General features: G+C 71.2%; 17 protein-coding genes and 2 pseudogenes. 13 read left to right on the top strand and 6 right to left on the bottom strand.

What is annotated here, in order from left to right:
* Positions 1-29: 29 nt before the first annotated feature.
* Together ACIPSA_RS47480 and ACIPSA_RS47475 are read left to right on the top strand one after the other, a co-directional pair.
* Positions 30-4,355 (top strand): hypothetical protein, encoded by a 4,326-nt coding sequence (locus ACIPSA_RS47480; protein WP_402647532.1) that lies wholly within the window; start codon positions 30-32, stop codon positions 4,353-4,355.
* Positions 4,356-4,392: 37 nt separating this feature from the next.
* Entirely contained in the window at positions 4,393-4,920 is a 528-nt protein-coding gene (locus ACIPSA_RS47475) for a hypothetical protein (protein ID WP_402647531.1), read from the top strand.
* A 154-nt stretch (positions 4,921-5,074) separates the two neighbouring features.
* On the opposite strand, the gene ACIPSA_RS47470 is transcribed toward ACIPSA_RS47475, so the two are convergent.
* Positions 5,075-6,409, bottom strand: coding sequence for a hypothetical protein (locus ACIPSA_RS47470; protein WP_402647528.1), 1,335 nt, complete (start codon positions 6,407-6,409; stop codon positions 5,075-5,077).
* Positions 6,410-6,600: 191 nt separating this feature from the next.
* On the opposite strand from ACIPSA_RS47470, the gene ACIPSA_RS47465 reads away from it, so the two are divergent.
* From ACIPSA_RS47465 to ACIPSA_RS47425, 9 genes are all read left to right on the top strand, one after another.
* On the top strand, positions 6,601-7,014 hold the full coding sequence (locus ACIPSA_RS47465) for a hypothetical protein (RefSeq protein WP_402647525.1): 414 nt from the start codon (positions 6,601-6,603) through the stop codon (positions 7,012-7,014).
* Entirely contained in the window at positions 7,011-7,250 is a 240-nt protein-coding gene (locus ACIPSA_RS47460; protein ID WP_402647523.1) for a hypothetical protein, read from the top strand. The genes ACIPSA_RS47465 and ACIPSA_RS47460 overlap by 4 nt, the downstream gene beginning before the upstream one ends.
* A 229-nt stretch (positions 7,251-7,479) precedes the next feature.
* The gene (locus ACIPSA_RS47455) at positions 7,480-7,620 is read left to right on the top strand and encodes a hypothetical protein (protein ID WP_402647521.1); all 141 of its coding nucleotides are present in this window, start codon (positions 7,480-7,482) and stop codon (positions 7,618-7,620) included.
* Positions 7,621-7,713: 93 nt separating this feature from the next.
* Positions 7,714-8,961, top strand: a complete 1,248-nt coding sequence (locus ACIPSA_RS47450) for a TfuA-like protein (RefSeq protein WP_402647518.1) — start codon at positions 7,714-7,716, stop codon at positions 8,959-8,961.
* Positions 8,948-10,099, top strand: a complete 1,152-nt coding sequence (locus ACIPSA_RS47445; RefSeq protein ID WP_402647515.1) for a YcaO-like family protein — start codon at positions 8,948-8,950, stop codon at positions 10,097-10,099. The genes ACIPSA_RS47450 and ACIPSA_RS47445 overlap by 14 nt, the downstream gene beginning before the upstream one ends.
* Positions 10,096-10,965 (top strand): class I SAM-dependent methyltransferase, encoded by an 870-nt coding sequence (locus ACIPSA_RS47440; protein WP_402647513.1) that lies wholly within the window; start codon positions 10,096-10,098, stop codon positions 10,963-10,965. Before ACIPSA_RS47445 ends, ACIPSA_RS47440 begins: the two co-directional genes overlap by 4 nt.
* A complete protein-coding gene (locus tag ACIPSA_RS47435; protein ID WP_402647511.1) occupies positions 10,962-11,972 on the top strand; it encodes an NAD(P)H-dependent glycerol-3-phosphate dehydrogenase in 1,011 nt (336 codons plus the stop codon). Before ACIPSA_RS47440 ends, ACIPSA_RS47435 begins: the two co-directional genes overlap by 4 nt.
* A 45-nt stretch (positions 11,973-12,017) precedes the next feature.
* Positions 12,018-12,371: a hypothetical protein gene (locus tag ACIPSA_RS47430; protein WP_402647509.1), complete on the top strand. Its 354-nt coding sequence runs from the start codon at positions 12,018-12,020 to the stop codon at positions 12,369-12,371.
* Positions 12,358-13,212, top strand: coding sequence for a hypothetical protein (locus tag ACIPSA_RS47425; protein ID WP_402647506.1), 855 nt, complete (start codon positions 12,358-12,360; stop codon positions 13,210-13,212). Before ACIPSA_RS47430 ends, ACIPSA_RS47425 begins: the two co-directional genes overlap by 14 nt.
* 47 nt (positions 13,213-13,259) lie before the next feature.
* On the opposite strand, the pseudogene ACIPSA_RS47420 reads toward ACIPSA_RS47425, so the two are convergent.
* Positions 13,260-13,557 (bottom strand): annotated as a pseudogene (locus tag ACIPSA_RS47420) (pentapeptide repeat-containing protein); the annotation flags it as partial.
* Positions 13,558-13,630: 73 nt separating this feature from the next.
* Between ACIPSA_RS47420 and ACIPSA_RS47415 the strand changes: the two are divergent.
* Positions 13,631-14,119 carry a hypothetical protein gene (locus ACIPSA_RS47415; RefSeq protein WP_402647503.1) on the top strand — a complete coding sequence of 163 codons (489 nt, stop codon included), beginning with the start codon at positions 13,631-13,633 and terminating at the stop codon, positions 14,117-14,119.
* Positions 14,120-14,150: 31 nt separating this feature from the next.
* Here ACIPSA_RS47415 and ACIPSA_RS47410 read toward each other — a convergent pair whose 3' ends face one another.
* Positions 14,151-14,294 carry a hypothetical protein gene (locus tag ACIPSA_RS47410; protein ID WP_402647501.1) on the bottom strand — a complete coding sequence of 48 codons (144 nt, stop codon included), beginning with the start codon at positions 14,292-14,294 and terminating at the stop codon, positions 14,151-14,153.
* Positions 14,295-15,561: 1,267 nt separating this feature from the next.
* A complete protein-coding gene (locus ACIPSA_RS47405; RefSeq protein WP_402647498.1) occupies positions 15,562-16,368 on the bottom strand; it encodes a hypothetical protein in 807 nt (268 codons plus the stop codon).
* Between the two features lie 321 nt (positions 16,369-16,689).
* On the opposite strand from ACIPSA_RS47405, the gene ACIPSA_RS47400 reads away from it, so the two are divergent.
* On the top strand, positions 16,690-16,995 hold the full coding sequence (locus ACIPSA_RS47400; RefSeq protein ID WP_402647496.1) for a hypothetical protein: 306 nt from the start codon (positions 16,690-16,692) through the stop codon (positions 16,993-16,995).
* Positions 16,996-17,172: 177 nt separating this feature from the next.
* On the opposite strand, the gene ACIPSA_RS47395 is transcribed toward ACIPSA_RS47400, so the two are convergent.
* The gene (locus ACIPSA_RS47395; RefSeq protein WP_402647579.1) at positions 17,173-17,829 is read right to left on the bottom strand and encodes a hypothetical protein; all 657 of its coding nucleotides are present in this window, start codon (positions 17,827-17,829) and stop codon (positions 17,173-17,175) included.
* 183 nt (positions 17,830-18,012) lie between these two features.
* A pseudogene (locus tag ACIPSA_RS47390) lies at positions 18,013-18,411 on the bottom strand (helix-turn-helix domain-containing protein); the annotation flags it as partial.
* Positions 18,412-18,631 lie beyond the last annotated feature (220 nt).

Raw genomic sequence — 18,631 nt, 5'->3', positions numbered from 1 at the left:
CCCGCAGCACGTGGCACGGGGAGAAGCGCATGGGGGATGAATTCGCGACGCCGGACACGGAAGTGGAGACCGCACCCGCGGCCCTGAAGGACGACGGACGGGAGCGCTTGACCAGTGCCGACGGGCGGCTGACGTTCACCCTGCACACGGTCCCTGCGGACGCCGGGTTCCAACAGGAGGCCGTGGACGGCTACCAGCGGCTCCGCAGCGAACTCGCTGCGGTCGTCGAAGGCAAGAACGAGCAGGTAGGTCAAACGTCCGCGGACCAGGCCGATCAACTGGCCCGGTGGCGCCGGACCTACAAGACGGTCAACCGTATGGAGCCGTTCCGGCCCCTGCCCTCCCTGCGCCTGACCAGGCGGGAGGACACCCTGGGCCTCACCCCAGCGGAGTACGGCCTTGGCTCGTGGGTGACCTGGCGGGACGAGCAGAGCGGCCAGCAGGTGACCGGGCAGGTGATGGCTCCCGGTCCGGCCGGGAACACCTGGTACGTCAGTACCGACCGGACCGGCCACACAGGCGAGTACCACGTCCTCAGCCGCAGCGGGAAGAAAACCACCGGCTACAGCTACTCCGTCAACGGCGCGGCCGCGGACCTGCAGCCCGCCGACGGGCCTGGGCCGCAGCGGCCGCTGGAGGACCTGCCGGAGGCGGACTCCATCCCCGCCCGGCCGGTCCAGTCGTACGCCGACTACGTGCCCGGAGGCATCCTGGCCAGGGTGCGTGAGCCGATCCCGGTGACGGTCGGCGAGGTGGGGCCCCGGTTCGACCCTGCCGAAGTGGCCTTCGACGTCACGGCGGACGGCATCCCGTTCGTGGTGAAGCTGGACCGCGACGACGACAGCGGTGCCGAGACCTTCCAGCCGCGCATCGAGGGCGACGGCGAGATGCTCGTGCTCCTGGCTCCCCTGGAGAGTAAGGGCGAAGCCATCGACCGCTGCGTGCAGCTGGCCCGGGATGCCCGCGAGAACGTCGACAAGCCGCTGTACGCGCACCATCGCAACAACGACTTCGCCTTGGCGGTCGACGGGGTGTGCGGGCGGTGCAGCTTGCATGCGGGCGACAACGAGGTCCAGAAGCTCCACCGCGTCAACGGCGGCGACCCCCAGTGCCTCGACCATGTCGCGTCCTCCTTTGGCGTGAGCAGGGACGATCTCGTCATGCTTGCCTTGGCCCGCCGGATCTGGGCGATCCGCGTGGCTCCCGAGTCCGCGGCCGCAGACCCGGCGGGCCCGCCGGCCAGTGTCAAGCAGTCCGCTGAGCAGCAGCTGGAAGGTTTCGTCGTGCAGGAGACGGCGGCCGCCGCAGCGTCGCAGGACCTGCACGACGTCGAACGCGCTACCGTCCGCCCCGGGGATCTGATCACGTTCACTGCGGGCAGCGCGAGGATCGAGTGGCCGACAGCGCTGGAACAGTCGGTGCCGGAGACGGTGGTGGTCACGGGCACGCTCCCTCCCGGCTTCCGCGACTACCACGACAGCACCAACCTGCTGGACGTGGTGATCCACGACCCGGACGGGGCCGAACTCGTCGCAGTGGAGGACGTCCTGGTGCGGCACCTCCCCAGCCGGGTGCGTCTCATCCCGGCGGGGCACCGGGACGACCTACGGCCGGAGCCGCGCACCGCCGGACAGATCCGCCTGGGTGACCTTGTCGCCGAGGGCGGCATCCGCGGTGAGGTCGTCACCGAGGTCGGCTACACCGGCGATCCCCGAGGCGCGACCACTTTCACCACTCGCGACGTGAAGACCCGCGGCTGGAACGGCTTCTCTCTGGCCAACACGTACGAGGTCCTGGTCGTGCCGCGCGAGCGGCGGCAACCGCAGGACGTCGCCGCGGCGTTCGGCAGGCACGGGAGCCACGCGCAAGCGGCCGCCGAAACCGCACGCACCCACGCCCTGCACACCGCCCTCACCGAAGGCGCGAGCCGCCAGTGGCCGGACGGCGACGGCCCCCAGGACGAGCTCCAGGCACTTCGCGACGCGATCCAGACGATCGACGCGCCCGGCCGGGGCGCAGACGCCTACCGGGCCAACGCCGCGGCGATGTCCGCTGCGGCGGCCGCCGCAGCGGCCCTCTTCGAGGCGGCCGACGACACCGCCCGCTACGGCGGCTACACCGGGGAGTCCCTGCACGAGCTCCGGCAGCACCTGGACATCCAGGCCCACCGGCTGCACGCGGACATCGCCCGCCTCGCCCAGCGTACGGCCGCCGCGCCGCTGGCCGACGCCAGCACCGGCAGCGCCGCCGATGAAATGCCTGTCCAGTCCGGCGGTGAGGAACATCCCGTGTCGGAGGAACAGCCACCCGCCCGCGAGGAGGAGACGGCCATCGCCTCTCAGACATCCTCGGATCCGGAATCTGTGGCTGAGCAACTGGGACTGTTCGGCGCGGGCGAAGCCAACGCCGAGCGCAGTGCCCCACCGGCCGACGCACCCGGCCCGGAGCCGACACCGGAGCCCGACGTCACCGAGTCGCGCCCGGAGCCCACGCAGCCCGCCAGCGTGGACGCCGGGACGTCCCCGGAGGCCCAGCTCGCCGAGCAGGAAGAGGCGGCTGTGCCGAACCCGGACGAGAGCCCCGGCACAACGCCGGAAGCGCAGACCACGGCTCCGGCCGGTGACGAGGACACCACCGACGCAGCATTGGCGGATGCCGAGCCACCGGATACGACCGTATCCCCGCCGCCGGCGGAGGCGACCGAGGGCGGCGAGACGCTACCGGTCGAGGACCCGCCCGTGCCCGATTGGTACGACGAAGAGCTCGCCGGCACGCCCGCGGTGACGGACGGCACGGACGAGACCCCTTCCCCGCCGGAAGCCCTGGCCGCCCAGGCACAGACCGCTGCACCCGACCGAACGGAGGAGACCCTGATGGCCACACCCACCGAGCCTGGCGAGCGCCTGCAGGCGGCCGCCGAGAGCGCCATGACCCGAGAGAGCCAGACCGGCGCCCGGCCGGAGCCGCCCGCGGAAGAACGCGGCGACTCGCTGCAGGCCCGCGCGATGACCCGGGCCGCGTCGGCGCCTTCCCAAGAGCAGCAGGATGTCCCCCTGTGGACCGGCACTGACCTGTCGAGCGGGTCGTGGCGCGAGGAGGACGGCGTCCTCTACGACGCCTACGGCGCCCCGCAGTGGCGGCTCAAGACGGCCCCCGGTGCCGAGCCGCCGGCCACATCTGACGACGACAGCCCAGCCCCGGATGGCGACGCATACGAACCGGTTGGCATCAAGGAGGCCTTCACGTCCACCGTCGCGGAGGCCTGGGCGGACGTCGTCCCGCCCGAGCACGGCACGGTCGAGGACCTGCTCGAAGCCGTCGACATGCCACTGCAGAAGCTGGAAGAACAGTGGCAGCGAGCCGTGCCCGCGCCGCGTACGGACGGCGAGTCGCAGGCCGCGTCCGCCCGAGCCGACCAGGGCGACCCTGCATCCCCGCAGCGTGACCCGGAGCCCGTCAACGAGGCCCTGCGGCAGGCCGATACGCACGCCGCCGCTCTGAAGGACCTCCCGGAGTGGCAGCGGCTGCAGACCGTCCGGGGCGCCACCGCCCACCTGTGGAACGTGCTCCGGGAGAAGGCGGGCACGTACTTCGAACAGCTGAGCAAGGACATCCGTGTGCAGGGCTTCTGGCGCACGGTGTCCATTCGGACCACAGCGGCGATCGCCACTGGCGCGCAGAAACTAGCCAACGTTGCGCTCCGTGGCCGCCGCGGCGGAGACCTGCCCACCGCCGAGGCCCTGCTCAACCTCAGCGACGCCGCACTGACCTACAGCACCCCCGGCATCCCCCGCCCCGACAACCCGGACCCGTCGACCGAGTTGGCCGACAACGTCGTCGAGGTCCGGCAGTTGACGACCACGCTGCGCGACGGTGCCCCGGTCCCGTACGGGACGCGCGAGGAAGCCGCGCAGGCCTCCCGGGAGGTCGCCGAGGCCTTCCAGACGTGGCGCGAGACCTCCATGGGCCAGGAGCTGACCACCGCCTCCGAGCACCCCCGCGTGGCCGCGTTCCGGCAGGCATGGCAGCGGCTGCCTTCGGCTGACCTGCCCGACGGCCCCGGCACGGCGGCCGGCCCCTACGGGGACGTCGGCCGGACCGCCCAGCAACTGGTAGAGCGCGCCGCGGCCGCCAACGCCCAACATGCCCAGGCAGGGCAGCCGCCCCGGTTCGCCGAAGGCGACGTCGAGGCCCTGAGGGCCCTGGCCACCCTGGCCGAGCACCACGGCGGGCGGCTCGCGGTCACCCTGCCGCCCGGCCTCACCGGCCCCGCGCCCGCCCCCCGGGCCGCCGCGCCGCGCCCGCGGGTCGCGGCTCCCGTCGCCCCGGCGGGTTCCCGAGGCATGTCGGCGTAACGGCCACGCCCAGACCGAGTGAAGGAAGAGGTCCCAGGTGAGTACCCCGGAACAGCCCGTTCCCGCCACGCCCGCGGGGCGGGGTGCGGCGGCGGAGGCGCTGAAACTCGACTCCCCCATGCCGCTACAGCTGCTGACGGACTGGGAGGTCCAAGAACGGCAGATCCGGCTGATCCGTGCCGAGGAGGCCGCCCGGCGCCTGGCGGAGGCCGAGGCCCCCGACGGCGCCTTTCGCATGGTCCAGCGTCTCGCCGACCAGGGCGCCGACCGGGAGCTGATCGAGCGGGCCCGCACTGCCGCCCGCGAGGACCAGCTGTACGCCCGCGAGCAAAGCGCCAAGGCCCACGCCCGGGCCGAGCGGCTGCACGAACAGACCGAACAGGTCGACGTCGAGGTCCACCGGCGCCAGCAGCTCACCCCGGCCCAGCAGCAGGCCGAGACGGCGGAACGGAGGCAGCAGCGGGCGGCTGCACCGGCCCAGGTCCCGCGCCCGGCGGCCGGGCCATCGGCATTCGCCCCAGGGCCGAGGACCGACCAGGCCCGGCAGCAGGGCCAGTCACGCTGACGGTGTTGCCCCCATTGGATCCAATGGGGGCAACACCGTCAGCGTAGCCGCCGCGCCATCCATGGCCCTGTTGGGTCCAACAGGGCCAACAGGGGCTGCGCAGCAGCGCAGAGGCCCCGGCACGCGGCCGGGGCCTCTGGAGGTGCGGGGTGGGTCAGGACGCCTTGAGGGCGGCGACGTGCTGGGCGCGCTCCTCAAGGTCACGTACGCCGGCGACACTCCGGTAGGCGGGCAGCGCCTTGAGCATGGCCTTCAGATGCTGGTCGCCGCGGGCGGAAGAGATCGTCATGTGGTCGTCCAGGAACGTGCCCCAGGTGGTGACGGCGGCCTCGACGTGCCGCATGCGCAGCTGCCGTTCGGCGATTACGCCGAGGCAGTGCAGGCGGCCCTGCCGTTCAAGCGGGGAACGGGCGGCGTTCGAGCGGCGCAGGGAGGCGATGGAGCCGGCCTGGTCGCCCAGGTGCCAGCGCACGTGTGCCTCGTGGAAGAAGTAGGCGGCAGTGTCGTAGCCGCCCACGGCGTCCTTGCGGTTGTCGGCGCGGGAGAGTGCCGTCTCGGTCTCGCGAAGCCGGGCCACGGCCGTGCGCCGGTCGTCGGTCATCGCGGCGGCCGCCGCCTGCTGCCCGCGCAGGAAGGCCACCAGGCGCGGGCCCGCGGCGGGCGCGGCCTCGGCGGCGGCGTCGGCCAACTCCAGCCCCTTGGACCCGTGGCCGAGGTGGGTGGCCTGAAGACTCATGCCGCGCAGCGTGCGGCAGTAGGTCACATGGTCTTCGGCGGCCCCAGCGAGTTCGAGGGCCCGCTGGTAATACCTCTGGCCGAGGCCCTGCTGATCCTCGTACATCGCCATCCAGCCGGTGAGGTACACGAAGTCGGCGACGGCGGCCCGCATGTCGCGCACGGCCTTGTCGGTGCCGGTCGCGCGCAGGTAAGGGCCGGCGGTGTTGACCAGGAAGGCCGCTGCCATCGGACGGGCGTGCCCGGCGCCAACCTGGTCGAGGATGTCAGCGACCTTGTCCGTCATGGTGCGCACCGTCTCGACGTCGGAGCGGCCGATGTGCACGGTGCGCCCGGCCTGCACGGCTTCCAGTCGTCCTGCCACGTCCTCGAAGCGGGGCACGGTCAGCGCCGCCGCGTACATCCCGCCCTTGAGGACCCCCCGGCGCGAGGGGTCCATGTCTGCCCGGCTCAGGTCGATCACTCCCGCCACCACGTCCCGTTCACCGGCGGGCTCGGTTGGCCAGCCGATCTCCGCGCACGTTATGGGCCGCCCCAGCAGGCGGGAGAACGCCTCGGCGACGGCGGGCCGGGCCTCGGGCTTGGGCACGGATCCGGCGAGCCAGTGCGACACGGATGTCTTGTCGTAGTGCAGACGCAGCCGGAGTTCGCGGCCGGCGGCATTGACTCGGCGGGCGAGCTGCGCGTTTCCGATTCCTCCCGACTGCATCAGGGCCGCTAGAGCAGTGTTCGGTGTTCGCGGTCGTCGTGCCATCGATGACCCCCGGGTGCGTTCAACCAGTTCAACCGAGCCTCCACTGTGCTCCCTTACCCGGCGTCGCGCAGCGGGGTTGAGTGATTACCGGCCGTTCGGTGGCTTACTCCCGTCGGCTGCTGACAGCCCGGCCTGCTCACCGACCCCCGGGAGGGCGGGCCGGGCGTACAAGACGACGAAGAGGCCCCACGATGACCCAGACATCCGACCGGGAGGCGACCGCCACCGTCACCGCCTGCCCCGACCCGGGCGCGGCCGTGCTGTACGTGTGCGCGGAGCGCGGAACGTTCGCCCCGGACCTCGCCGCTGAGCGGGCCGAGACCGAGGGCCGCACGTTGGCCGAGGCCCGCGGACTGCACCTCACCGAGGTGATCACGGACCCGTACGGCGAGCCCGACCCCCTGCACCGTGAGGGGTGGGTACGCGTGCGGGAGCTGGCCGAGAGCGGCACGGTCGCCGCGGTGATCGTGCGCTGGCCCGCAGCGATCGCACCGGACTCTGCGCACGAACTGCGGCACCGCGAGATCAGCTGGCTCCAGGACCGCGGCGTACGGGTGCGGTATTCGTGGGAGCCGTTGGCGTCGGGGAGCGGTGAGGTCAAGTGAGCACCGCACGCAGCAGCCTGCTCCACCGCGACCACCGCTGGATCGGCCGGGAGGTGGAGGACACCGCTACAGGTCGCCGGGGAATTCTGCGGGCCATCGCCCCGGACGGCGACAAGCCGCGCCCGGTGGCCTGGCTGCGCCCGGAGGGCGGGGGGACGGAGTGGACCACCGACCCGGGCTCCCTCGCAAATCCCGCACCGCTCACGCCGGACAGCCACCCCGGGAAGGACCGATAAGTGCCGCTCACGCTCGCCCCTCGCGTCCGGGCCGCACGGTGCTCGCAGTGGATCGTCGCCGATCACCGCACCCTCACCCAGGGCTGAACCCCTCAACTCCCCGCCCGGGCCACGGGCGGGCAGGCGGGCCCGCGGGGCGAGAAGCCTCGGGACCCATGGCACCACCGGCATGCAGGCGGAAAGCGCCCGCACCGTCCGCAATCACAGCACGCAATGAAGGAGGAATCCCATGGAGTCCAAGTCCGCTGCTGCCGCGGCAACCTCCACCGCCGTCGGCACGCCGCCAGCGGTGGAGGAAGAGAGCCCGGCGGCCCCCGAGATCGTGGTCGTCGCCGAGGACGTCGAGTTCGACGACCCGTTCGTTCCCTGATCCGCAGCTGCGCCCAGGGTGTTCCTCCCCGTGTCCGGTGGACCGGGGAGGAACACCCCTCCCGTTTGACTGTCTGGAGGAGCCTTGCACCACGTGTACATCGGGCCGACGCTCACGCGGTCCGAGCCAGTGCTGTCGCAGCCGGGGGTACGGGTCTGGCCGCCGGTCCGGCACGGCGACCTGTTCGACACCGCCGTCCGCGACGGCGACACTGCCGTGATCATCGACGGGGTGTACCACCAGGCCCCGGCGCTGCGGCACAAGGAGATCCTGGCCGCGATGGGCCGGGGCGTGCGGGTGATCGGGGCGGCCAGCGTCGGCGCCCTGCGGGCCGCCGAGCTGGACACGTTCGGGATGCTCGGCGTCGGCGCCATCTACACCTCCTACGCCCAAGGAGAGATCAGCGGTGATGATGAGGTGGCGGTCGGCCAGGTCCCGGACGGGGACCGGGAGTCGCTGACCTGGCCCCTGGTGAACCTGCGGCATGTCCTGGCGCTGGCCCGGGCGGCCGGGATCGTGGACGTGGCGCGGGCCCGGTGGCTGCTGGCCGCACTGCGCGGCGTCTACTACCCGCAGCGCACCACGGCAGCGGTACGGGCCGTCTGCCAGCGGCAGGGAGAGACCCAGTTCGCCGGGTGGCTGGCCGAACAGCGCAGGCGGGACCCGTACTTCGGCGACGTCAAGCGCCTCGACGCCCTCACCGCCGTACGCACCGCCCTCGGGGGCCGGGGCCCGACCGGAGTCCCACTGGCACCGGTGATGTGGGACTCGGCGTACTTCCGGGGCTGGTCCAACCACTTCTCCCGCAGCGCCGTGGACGGGGTGGAGCTGTCGACCCAGGACCGTGTCGTCTACCAGCAGGTATTCGACGGAGACTTCCGGGAGCGGTGGGCTGCCTTCCTCGCCCACCGCTCCCGGCATCCAGCCCGCGGCGGTGAGGGCCTGCCGCTGCCCGAGCGGCTTCAGCGGGCCTGTGGCGGTGTCCTGACGGCGCACCGGGTGTTCCACCCGGCACTCGATCTGCGCGACGAGGCGACCCTCGCCGTGCTGCTGGCCGGGGAGACCCGCGACGACCGCGCCTCGGTCGCCCGGTACGCCGAAGCGCGCGCCGCGTACCGCCGGGAGAGGCCCGGGACCGCGGCGGTGTCCGACGAGGTCGCCCGCCGGGTGCTGCTCCAGGTGTGGGGCTGCCGGCCGAAGGCGCTCGATGCGGAGGCGTCCGCCCGGGGCCTGATCAGCGGGGCGTACGCCATCGAGACGGTCAAGCGGCTCGTGCCCGGCTATCTGGATGAGGCGAGAGAAGCGACCGAGACGAGGGAGGCGGCCCGTGGCAGGCGGTGACGGCCTGATGGAGGTGCCGGGCACGGTGCGCGCCCGGGACCCGGAGCAGACCTGGGAGCTGCTGGCCGGACGGCTGCAGGAGTACGGGATCACCCGGGTCGCCGACCTGACCGGCCTCGACGTGATCGGCCTGCCGGTGTGGACGGCGATCCGGCCCGCCTCCCGCACCCTGAGCACGTCCCAGGGCAAGGGCGCCACCGCGCTCCTCGCGAAGATCTCGGCGGTCATGGAGGCCATCGAGTTGTGGCACGTGGAACAGCCGCTCCCCGTCGCCGCCCACGGCCCCGCCCGGGACATCGGCCCGCACTGCCCGCTGAACGCGCTGCCGCTGACCGTCCCGTACGCCACAAGCGTCCTGGACCAGATGGTGTGGGACTGGACAGCGGGCAGCGCCCTGGCGAGCGGGGACAAGCTGCTGGTTCCCGTCGACGTGGTGCGCCGACGGGTCCAGCGGCCGGAGTGGAGCCCGGACCTGGTGCGGGCCACCAGCACCGGCCTGGCCTGCGGCACCACCCGCGACGAGGCGCTGCTGCACGCCCTGTGCGAGGTCGTCGAGCGGGACGTCCTCTACCGCGACGGCCAGTCCGGCGGACGGCGGCGCACCCTGATCGACCCCGGCACCGTCGACGACCCCTACGTCCGGCAGGTCATCGACCATCTGATGGCCGCACAGATGGCACTGGAGATCGCGCTGGTGGACGGCCCGTACGGGCTGCCGGTCGCCCTGGCCTTCCTGTGGTCGGAGGACCTGCCAATGGTGTTCGCCGGCGGTGGCTGCCACCCCAGCCCCGTCATCGCGCTGACCAGGGCGCTGACCGAGGCCGCGCAGTCCCGGCTCACCCTGATCTCCGGGATGCGGGACGACCTGCCGAGCGACCCCGCCTCCGCCGACCAGGTCCCCGCCTTCCGCCCCGCACAGCGCATCGGCCTCGCCGACTGGCCGCAGGCCACGGAGGGCTTCGCCCCCCACCCTTGTGGCTTCGCCGACCAGGTCGCCGCGATCGCGCGGCGCATCCAGCGCGTCACCCACCACGAGCCCATAGCCCTGGACCTGTCCGACCCGGCGGGCCCCGTCCACGCCGTGCAGGTCGTCGCTCCCGGCACCCGCTCACGGATCACAAGGTCGATGCCCCGATGACCCACCCCACCCCCGCGGCCACCGCCACGCCGCCCGGCCCGAAGACGACGGCTGCCGCGTTCGACACCTGGCACACCGCGCGGGTTGGCGCACCGCTCGTCGCCCGCCTGTACGCCGAGGCGATGGGCGAGCGCTACCCGCACGAGGTCGCCGCGAACAGCTCGCTGGACTGGCCGCTGCTGGGACTGCTCGTCGCCCGCCTGCAGATGACGCCCGGCCAGCTCCTGGTCGACGCGGGCTGCGGCACCGGCGGGGCGGGCCTGTGGCTGGCCCGCGCCGTGTCCGCCCGCCTGGTCGGCATCGACGTGTCGGCGGCCGCCATCCAGCACGCCACCGCCCGCACCGACAGCTTCGTGCCCGCCGACCGCGTCGCCTTCCGCATCGCCCAGCTGGAGGCCACCGGCCTGCCCGACGGCTGCGCCCGCGCCGTCGTGTGCATCGACGCGCTCTCGTTCGCCGCCGACCGGACCGCCGCCCTGCGCGAGCTCGGCCGCGTCCTGGCACCCGGCGGCCGCCTGGCCCTCACCCGGGCCCTACGGCGCGACGCCCGCCCGGACTTCGAGGCGCACGCCCGAGCCGCCGGGCTCGTTCTGGAGCACGTGGACGAACGCCCCGACGAACCCGCGACCTGGGAGCGGGTGTTCTGGCTGTGGATCCGGCACGCGGACGCCCTCACCCGCGAGCTCGGCGACGCCGAGGCGCAGAACATGCTGGCCACCGCGACCCGAAGGCTGCCCCTGCTGCCCGGACGGCGCGCGGTCCTGCTGACGCTGCGCCGCCCTGGAGCAGACCCCGCCGCCGATACGATGACCGGGCCCGGTCACCCCGACGGCGGCCGTGGACCGGACGAGAGGACCGATGAGTGAACGCGCACCGCCCCGCCCGTGCGGCGGTGCTCTCCGCCGGATCCTGGGGCACCGCCGCGGCGACGATCCTCGCCGACGCCGGCACCAGCGTCGTCCTGCACGCCCGCCGCACCGAGATCGCCGACGCGATCAACACCCAGCGACGCAACCCGGACTACTTCCCGCACCTGGAGCTGCCCGCCTCCCTGACCGCCACCACCGATCCGGCGGCCGCGCTGGACGGCGCGGACTTCCTCGTGCTGTCCATCCCCGCGCAGACCCTGCGCCAGTGCCTCACACAGTGGACGGCGCACATCGAGCCCCAGACGGTGATCGTCTCGCTCATGAAGGGCATCGAGACCCACACCCACCTGCGGGCCAGCGAGATCATCCGCGAGGTGACCGGCATGCCCGCCGAGCAGGTTGCGGTGCTCTCCGGGCCCAACCTGGCGCGGGAGATCATGGCCAGGCAGCCCGCGGCCGCCACCATCGCCTGCCCCGACGAGGACGCCGCCCGCCGGGTCCAGAGCGCGTGTCACACCCCGTACTTCCGGCCCTACACCTCCCCCGACGTGATCGGCTGCGAGATGGGCGGCGCGCTGAAGAATGTCATCGCGCTCGCGGTCGGCATCGCCGCCGGCATGGGCCTGGGCGACAACGCGACGTCCCTGATCATGACGAGGGGGCTGGCGGAGAGCATCCGGCTGGCCACCGCGATGGGCGCCCAGCCGGCCACCCTCGCCGGTCTGTCCGGCATGGGTGACCTGGTGGCCACCTGCTCCTCCCCGCTCTCCCGCAACCGCACCTTCGGCACCCACCTCGGCCACGGCCTCAGCGTCGACGAGGCCGCCGCCGCGACCCGGCAGACCACCGAGGGCGTCAAGAGCGCCGAGGCGATTCTCGACCTCGCCCACGCCCACGGCGTCGACATGCCGATCACGACCGTGGTCACCGCCCTGCTGCACGGCAAGGTCACCCTCGACGAGGCCGTCGCCGAACTGATGCAGCGGCCTCCCAAGCCCGAATAGCGGCCCGCCCCACCACCTTCTCCTCCCGCCCCGGAGGTCCCTGTCATGCCCGCAGCCTTACCGACCGCTGCCCAACTCGCCGCGACCGCGGCCCTGATGGCGTGGATGATCACCGGCTTCACCCGCAGGCCCGGACGCTGGATGCGCTATCCCCTCTTCTCCCGGGCCACCTTCGTGATCATCGACCTCACCGGCACCAAAGACGGCCGGACCGAGGAGATCAACCCGTACCTCTTCCTCAGCCCGGGGACGTTCCTCCTGCCCCCGCCCCAGCTGCAGACCGTCGTCAACCACCTGATCAACACCGGCCGCTACGACCGGATCGACGGACACGGCCGGTGCCTGTCCGTCAAGGGCGAGCAGCCGATCGAGGTGAGGGACAGCCGTGTGGTTCTTTGACGCCCTGATGTCCGGCTTCCGCAGCTCCACCGACCCCGGACGGCTCCAGCTGCTCCGCATCGTCTACGGCACCGTCCTCGCCGGGCGGTTCGCCCTCTCCTTCGGCCAGGGCGGCTGGACGCGGTTCGCGCCCGGAGCACTCAGTCTCCGCCTGGCCAAGCAACGGTTCGGTCCCCGGCGCGGCCGTCTGCTCGCCGTCGTCTACCGGCCCGCCCTGATCTTCCGCACGGCCGCCGCCGTCGCCCTGGCCGCCGGCCTCGTACCCCGGCTGTCACTCCTGCTGGTGGTGGCCGGGGCCGCCATGGAACTGCTCTACCTCAAGAGCCCGAGCGCCGTACGGTTCACGCTCCTGACAGGCGCGTGCCTGATGGCCGCCGGAGACCTCGGCCACGGCCTCCGCATCGAGCACCACCCCAGCATCGCCAACACCTGGGCGCAGGCCCTCGTGGTACTCGTGACGACGGATCTCTACTGGAACAGCGCCGTGCAGAAGTGCCGGTCCCGCCAGTTCCGTACCGGTCTCTTCCTCGCCCAGTGGATGCATGCCTACACCCAGCTCAAGGACCGACTCACCTACCGCCACCAGCACGCCATCCCCGGCTTCGTCGACCGCCACACGGGCAACCTCAGCGCCCGCGACATCCGTCTGTGGCGGCTCGTCGCCGTCACCGTCATCGTCGCCGAGTTCGCCCTGCCCGTCGTGCTGCTGATCCCGCAGACCACGCCGTACGCCATCACCGCAGGCATCGGGATGCACGCGGCGTTCACTTGCCTGAAGCCGCGCCAGTTGTTGACGTTCTCGGGCCTCACGGTCGGCACGTACGTCGCCTTCATCGGCTGACCCATCCGCCCTGTGGAGGCCGCGCGGGTGGCCGCCACAGGGCGGGCCAGGCGGGTGGCCTCGCTCAGGGCGCCGTCCTCGTCGACGCGCTGGCGCCGGTAGGCCACCACCAGGGCGACCAGCGCGCCGGCCCCGGCGACCACGCCGAAGGACAGCTTCACCAGGTCGAAGAGCGTCGTGGAGTCGATGCGGTGCTCGGGCTTGAGTCCCCGGGCACTGAGCAGGTCCCATCCGGTGTAGAACACCGCGGTGGCCACCAGGACGGCCGCGGCGAAGGGGCAGGGCGAGGACGGTACCGACCGGCCACAGGCGCAGGCCGCGCCGCTCCGTTCGACGCCGGGGCATAGCGGGGATAGCCCTGGCCACCCGGGGCCGCGCATCCGGAAGCTCTCCGGCAGCCGCCCCCGACCCGCTGACCGTGGAAATACCCCACAGCAGGCAGGGCGCCCAGAGCGCGGCCGCCAAGATGGCCGCCGCCCTCGGCAGCGAGCAGATGTTCAACCCGGACCACCGCCACGACCTGGTGCAGCTGCTCGTCGTCCCGGAGAAGCGCAACGCCATCCGCGAGGCGGTCGATGCCGACTACACCCCCGACCTCAACCAGAAGCTTGGACTGGACGCCGAGGGCCAGCCGCCGGCAGGAACCACCTTCGTGAGCCGGACGATGCCCGCCGGGGCCACCGTGCGCCACTACGACCCCCACGAGGCCACCATCGACGTGTGGTGCTCCGGCCTGCTCGGACTGACCGGCAAGGGCGCCGCGTACCCGATTCCCGCCGCCACCAGCTGGTTCACCCAGACCCTGACCCTGCAGTGGACCTATGACGGGTGGCGCCTGGCCGAGTTCACCCAGCACGACGGCCCCGAACCGGGCGCCAACGAGTACGGCCAGCCCCCGCAGCTGTAGACCGACAGGGCCTTGGAGGGTGGGCACGGGGTCACCGCAGCAGGCTGTGGAGCACACCGACGACGGCCAGGCCCACGAGGAGCGCGACTCCGACAGCGGGGTGCAGGAAAGCGACGTACGTACCGCCAGCGCCCGCCAGCAGCAGCACAGCGGTGCGGGTGTCGAGACCGGTCACGTTGAACTCCCAGGTGCGGATGGTGGGACGCGGTCCGTCCGCGCCGGGCCGCACCCTGCAGCACGCGCGGGTTAGTTCCGCAACTCTCGCGAAAATCCGCACCACAGCACGAGAAACCCGCAGCTCAGGTGGCACATTGCCCGGACAGCCTGAGGGTCCCGAACGAGAGACCGTCCGGGACCCTCAGGCCCGTTGCTTACGGGTGGGATAAGTGGCCGCTGACGCTGGCCGGCGAGGTCGGGTGCTGGCTGGGAGTGCCCGAAGCTCCCGCGCCTCCGCCTCCCAGGAGGGCCAGCAGCAGAAGTATGAACAGGACGATGCCGCCTCCGCCGACCGCCACCGCAGCCGGGGAAGTGATCCGCCGCTGGTGGCCGCGGACATAGGTGCCATCGGAGCGGCGATAGCTCCGTACCCACGTCGTCTGGCCCGCCGGGGATGGTTGAGGCCGGACAGCAGCCGTGTTCACCCGACGCGGGGTGGAAACGGAGCGAAAGGAGTGGGCAGCAGCCGGGCGGGTGCGACGGTAGTGCGGGCGGACGTAGGTGCCGTCCGAGCGGCGGTGACCGCGAACGTATGCCATCAGGGATGTCCTCGGGTGAGTCGGGAGAGCGAACCCAATTCGGGCGCATCTACGACGTTAAGCCGCAGCACTGACAATCGACGGCTCTCCAACTTCCGCTGCAGATTGCTGAGTTGGTCGTTGACGTCGAACAATCCTCATCAGCACCCCTCCGTCGCCGGTACAGCGCACGCGGACGTGATCTGCACCGATAGTCCGAGGGCCGACCCATCAACCGAGCGTCCAGGAATCGAGGTATCAGGCGCGAGGGGCGGGCAGCGCCGGCGCCGGACCGGCGATGAGGGAGTCTCGTCCTGCAGCCAGCTCCGGCACGTACTTATAGAGCGTTGTGCGGGAGACCCCGAGCAGCTTCGGTGGCGGAGCGGACTCCGCCACCGACGACATCCACATCATCAGGGACCCGGCTGAACACGATGCAGAAAATGGCGCCTCACGGAAGCGGGGGTGCCGAACTTGTCGGAGCCACAGGTGTCAGGTCGTTGGGGCTGTGCGCCGTTTCGCCACCACCTCCCATCCCCAGGAGGAGCGCCAGGACGGTGATGACGCCCACCGCCGTTCCGATGGCACCCACCAGGTCTCCCCGCGTTGGGGCTCCGGTTTGGGACCGAGCCGTGTGCCTATAGACGGCGAGTCCGACGAGGCAGCCGATGGTGAGGATCATTACGGCTTGAGGAGCGATCTGTAGGGTCATCGCTGGCCTGCCTCAGAGAACTGCGGTCGACTGACCTTTCCGCTCGCTGCGAGCCCGCGCGCCGTACTGCGCAGCCGTCGGAGCTGGCCCTCGACTGCTCGCGCGCTCATCCCGCCGAGCAGAGCACCGATCTGGCGTTGATCGAGTTCAGGGCGCCGCAGCATCAGCGTGCAGATAGCGGCAGCCTCTGGGGTGGCCTCGTTGAGTATCCGCCGCAAGGTGTCACGTGAGGCGACCGTCTCCGCCGGGTCGTCAAACAGGCTGAGCTGTCCTGGGAACACGACGCCGGCCTCAGCGGAGTTGAGGAGCCCGGAGGCTGTCAGCCCGACCTCCCGGCGCCGCTTCCGGGACCAGTTCCTGAAGACGTCTCCGAAGGCCATCACGCATCCGCCTACGAAGAAGGTGAACAGGCTCGCGCCCTTGTCCGGGTCCCATTCACTGCCCCGCAGCGCACGCTCAACGAAGCGCGGGGCGGCCGCCGCGACGCTGTCCACCGCCAGCGCCTCGCGTACCTCGGAGTTCCGGTTGAGGATGGCCAGTTCGATCTCCGAAGCGGCGAAGGCGACGTTGTACCGGTAACAGTGCTGGACGATGACGCCTGTCCGCATCCACGCCGTCAGAGTGCGGATCCCGTAGGTCCACAGCTCCTGGGTGAAGATCTCGTAGCGGGGCCCTGAGAACTTCGCTCGCACCAGTTCGGCGTACAGCTCCCGGTCTTGCTCCAGGGTCGGGGAGGGCGGATCCTCTTCGACCTCAGCCGAGAGCTTCACGTTCAGCTGGGCGTCGGCACCATCGCTGATCATTTTGAGCAACACCAATCCTCGCACTGTGGTTGTAAGCCTGGCGACTCATAGGGCTGCGAAGACTTGTGAACCCACGCGTGCGCGCGAACTTTTTCGGGTCTGCCGAAAATTTTTTGGTGGTACTACCCTCACGGCGCTGCCGTGGGGAGGGCGCGAGACGACGTCCGCAGGGCTCGCAGCGGACCGGTGTCTGGATCCCGGATAAGCTCCCCATACCCGGACTCCAGCGCCGCAGGGGCGCCAGCCACAGCTGGCGCTCCTCGCGGTCTCCGACGTGATCAGCGGCCCCGCTCCAAGCCCGGACACGTGTGGAGGGCGCCCATGCAGGCGACGTCGTCGGCGCCGCCGCACGGCGGCCGAAAGCAGTGGCCGTTCCTGCTTACGGTGGCGAATATGCAGAGATTGCCCAGCGCGATGCAGCTCACGCTCGGCTGCACAGGCCATGTCACGCTTCTTGTAGTTGGCCTGGTGCTCGCGCTCATCGGCCTGAGCGTTCTCTTCCGTCCGTCCCAATGGGATGCCGACGGGACGATGCACCCGTGCGTGACTGTTGTGGTGGTCCTGGGGGTGGCAATCACCGGCGTGGTGATGGTCGTTGTGCAGTTGCAGAATGGGCTCTCCTGCTGAGCCCCGACGTGACACGTGGGGCCTCGACCCCCGAGTGGGCTCGACGGGGGGCCAGAAGGGTCGGTTGTTGAACGGAGTCACTGCCGCGGGTCTGCGAGCGATGACGGGCTACTCGGCCGGATCCTCCTCGGTGTGCCGCATGGCTTTCTTCACCGACTGCTCCAGCTCGTAACGACGTCAGAGCAGCGGCTCGTCGGGGTGGGACCCGGCGAGGGCAGCCGCATACACGGCATCGCGGGTCGCGGCACCGGGTGGACGGGCGGGGCGAATCGTCATCCACGAGCCGCCCTCCCAGTGCGGGTGTGGGTCATGACCCAGGACGTGGGCGGTGCGAAGCCGGTGACGGCGGGGCGCGAGCCTCGCGCGAAAGGACGGCCAGCCGTAGAACTGCGGATCGGGACGTATGACGCGCTCGGGGGGTGCGTAGATGACCCGGTAGTACGGCAGCGTGTCCAGGAAGAACAGCACCCCGGGAGTTGAGAGACCAATGCCGGAAAGGGTGTCGTCGAGCAGGTAGCCGTGGAACGGCTTTGCCAGCGCGGTGATGACCTCCTCGGACAGGGTGGATGGGTGTAGGCCGGGCGGGCCGGCGACATAAAGCTTGGCGAGGCTATGCCAGCAGGACTGCGGCATGGGGTTGACCAGGTACCGCTCAAGGATCTCAGGGACGCTCGCGAGTTCATCCTTGACCCGTATTGCGATGCGGTCGAGCTCGTCCACGTACGCCTGCGTCGACTTTGAGTGAGCCGCGAAATCACGGCTGGCGATCAGCTGTGCCTGTTGCAGGGCCAGCTGGCGCAGGCTCATGAGCAATAGGTTGACCACCTTGCTCACGGCCGATGGGTCGACTCCGTACACCACAGCCAGTTCGCTAGCGGGCCTGGACGTGTCCTGCAGAGGCTGGAACGGCCCGGGGTGCAGAGCACTGTTGAGTACGCGCTTGAGCAGGACGTCTGCGCGGTCCCGTCGTAGACGCACTGCAGGGATCTGGCGGATCGCCCAGTGAAGATCTGTTGCGCTCACACCGAGTGCTCGTGTCAGGTCCCAGAAGACTCCTGGCCGGCGCCTGGGCAGTACTCCACGCGTCTCGATCTGGCGGTAGGTGTTTACGGCCAGGCCCAGTTGGTCCGCGAGTTTTGCGATCGTCAGCCCACGGGCTGTGCGGAGATCCGACAGCTCGATCGGGTCCGACTGCAGCGTGCTGGCGTCCACTCCGACGGCTCGTGCAAGGTCTGCCAGTCTCTGAGGAGACGGGCTGCTCCGGCCGTTTTCGTAGCTCAGGACGAGCGCCTTCGAGGTGCCGATCTGGCGGGCGAGGCACGAGGCGGTGAGCGTGTGCGGATGGTCCGGGCACGGTGCAGAGCGCCGTGCGGCACGCAGTGCCTCACCATCGAATCTTGCGACACCTCGTGTCATCGCTGCCCCCTGCAGCCTGCCCGATCGGGTACTGTTCAGTGTCAATTGAAGTTACGCAACACGCGTGATATCCAGGGCGAAGTGTACGGCAGGCCAGGGTTTGGGTACCGTTTAGGTGCAATACATGGTTGGCATGGGGCGCCTCAGTCCGCATGCTTGTGACCGTCGCTCCCGTGGACTCACGTCCGCAACACTGTGGCGACCATCACAGGGGTGTGGC

The sequence above is a fragment of the Streptomyces sp. NPDC086549 genome (assembly GCF_044746205.1).
GTDB lineage: Bacteria > Actinomycetota > Actinomycetes > Streptomycetales > Streptomycetaceae > Streptomyces.
Note: the sequence above shows the minus strand (reverse complement) of the source record. Positions and strands in the feature narration are given on the sequence as shown.

Bases quoted from the DNA above. Each gene is read 5' to 3' on its own strand.
- ACIPSA_RS47470 (WP_402647528.1), bottom strand. From the start codon at position 6,409: ATGGCACGACGACCGCGAACACCGAACACTGCTCTAGCGGCCCTGATG.
- ACIPSA_RS47465 (WP_402647525.1), top strand. From the start codon at position 6,601: ATGACCCAGACATCCGACCGGGAGGCGACCGCCACCGTCACCGCCTGC.
- ACIPSA_RS47405 (WP_402647498.1), bottom strand. From the start codon at position 16,368: ATGATCAGCGATGGTGCCGACGCCCAGCTGAACGTGAAGCTCTCGGCT.
- ACIPSA_RS47440 (WP_402647513.1), top strand. From the start codon at position 10,096: ATGACCCACCCCACCCCCGCGGCCACCGCCACGCCGCCCGGCCCGAAG.
- ACIPSA_RS47480 (WP_402647532.1), top strand. From the start codon at position 30: ATGGGGGATGAATTCGCGACGCCGGACACGGAAGTGGAGACCGCACCC.
- ACIPSA_RS47400 (WP_402647496.1), top strand. From the start codon at position 16,690: ATGCAGGCGACGTCGTCGGCGCCGCCGCACGGCGGCCGAAAGCAGTGG.
- ACIPSA_RS47430 (WP_402647509.1), top strand. From the start codon at position 12,018: ATGCCCGCAGCCTTACCGACCGCTGCCCAACTCGCCGCGACCGCGGCC.
- ACIPSA_RS47455 (WP_402647521.1), top strand. From the start codon at position 7,480: ATGGAGTCCAAGTCCGCTGCTGCCGCGGCAACCTCCACCGCCGTCGGC.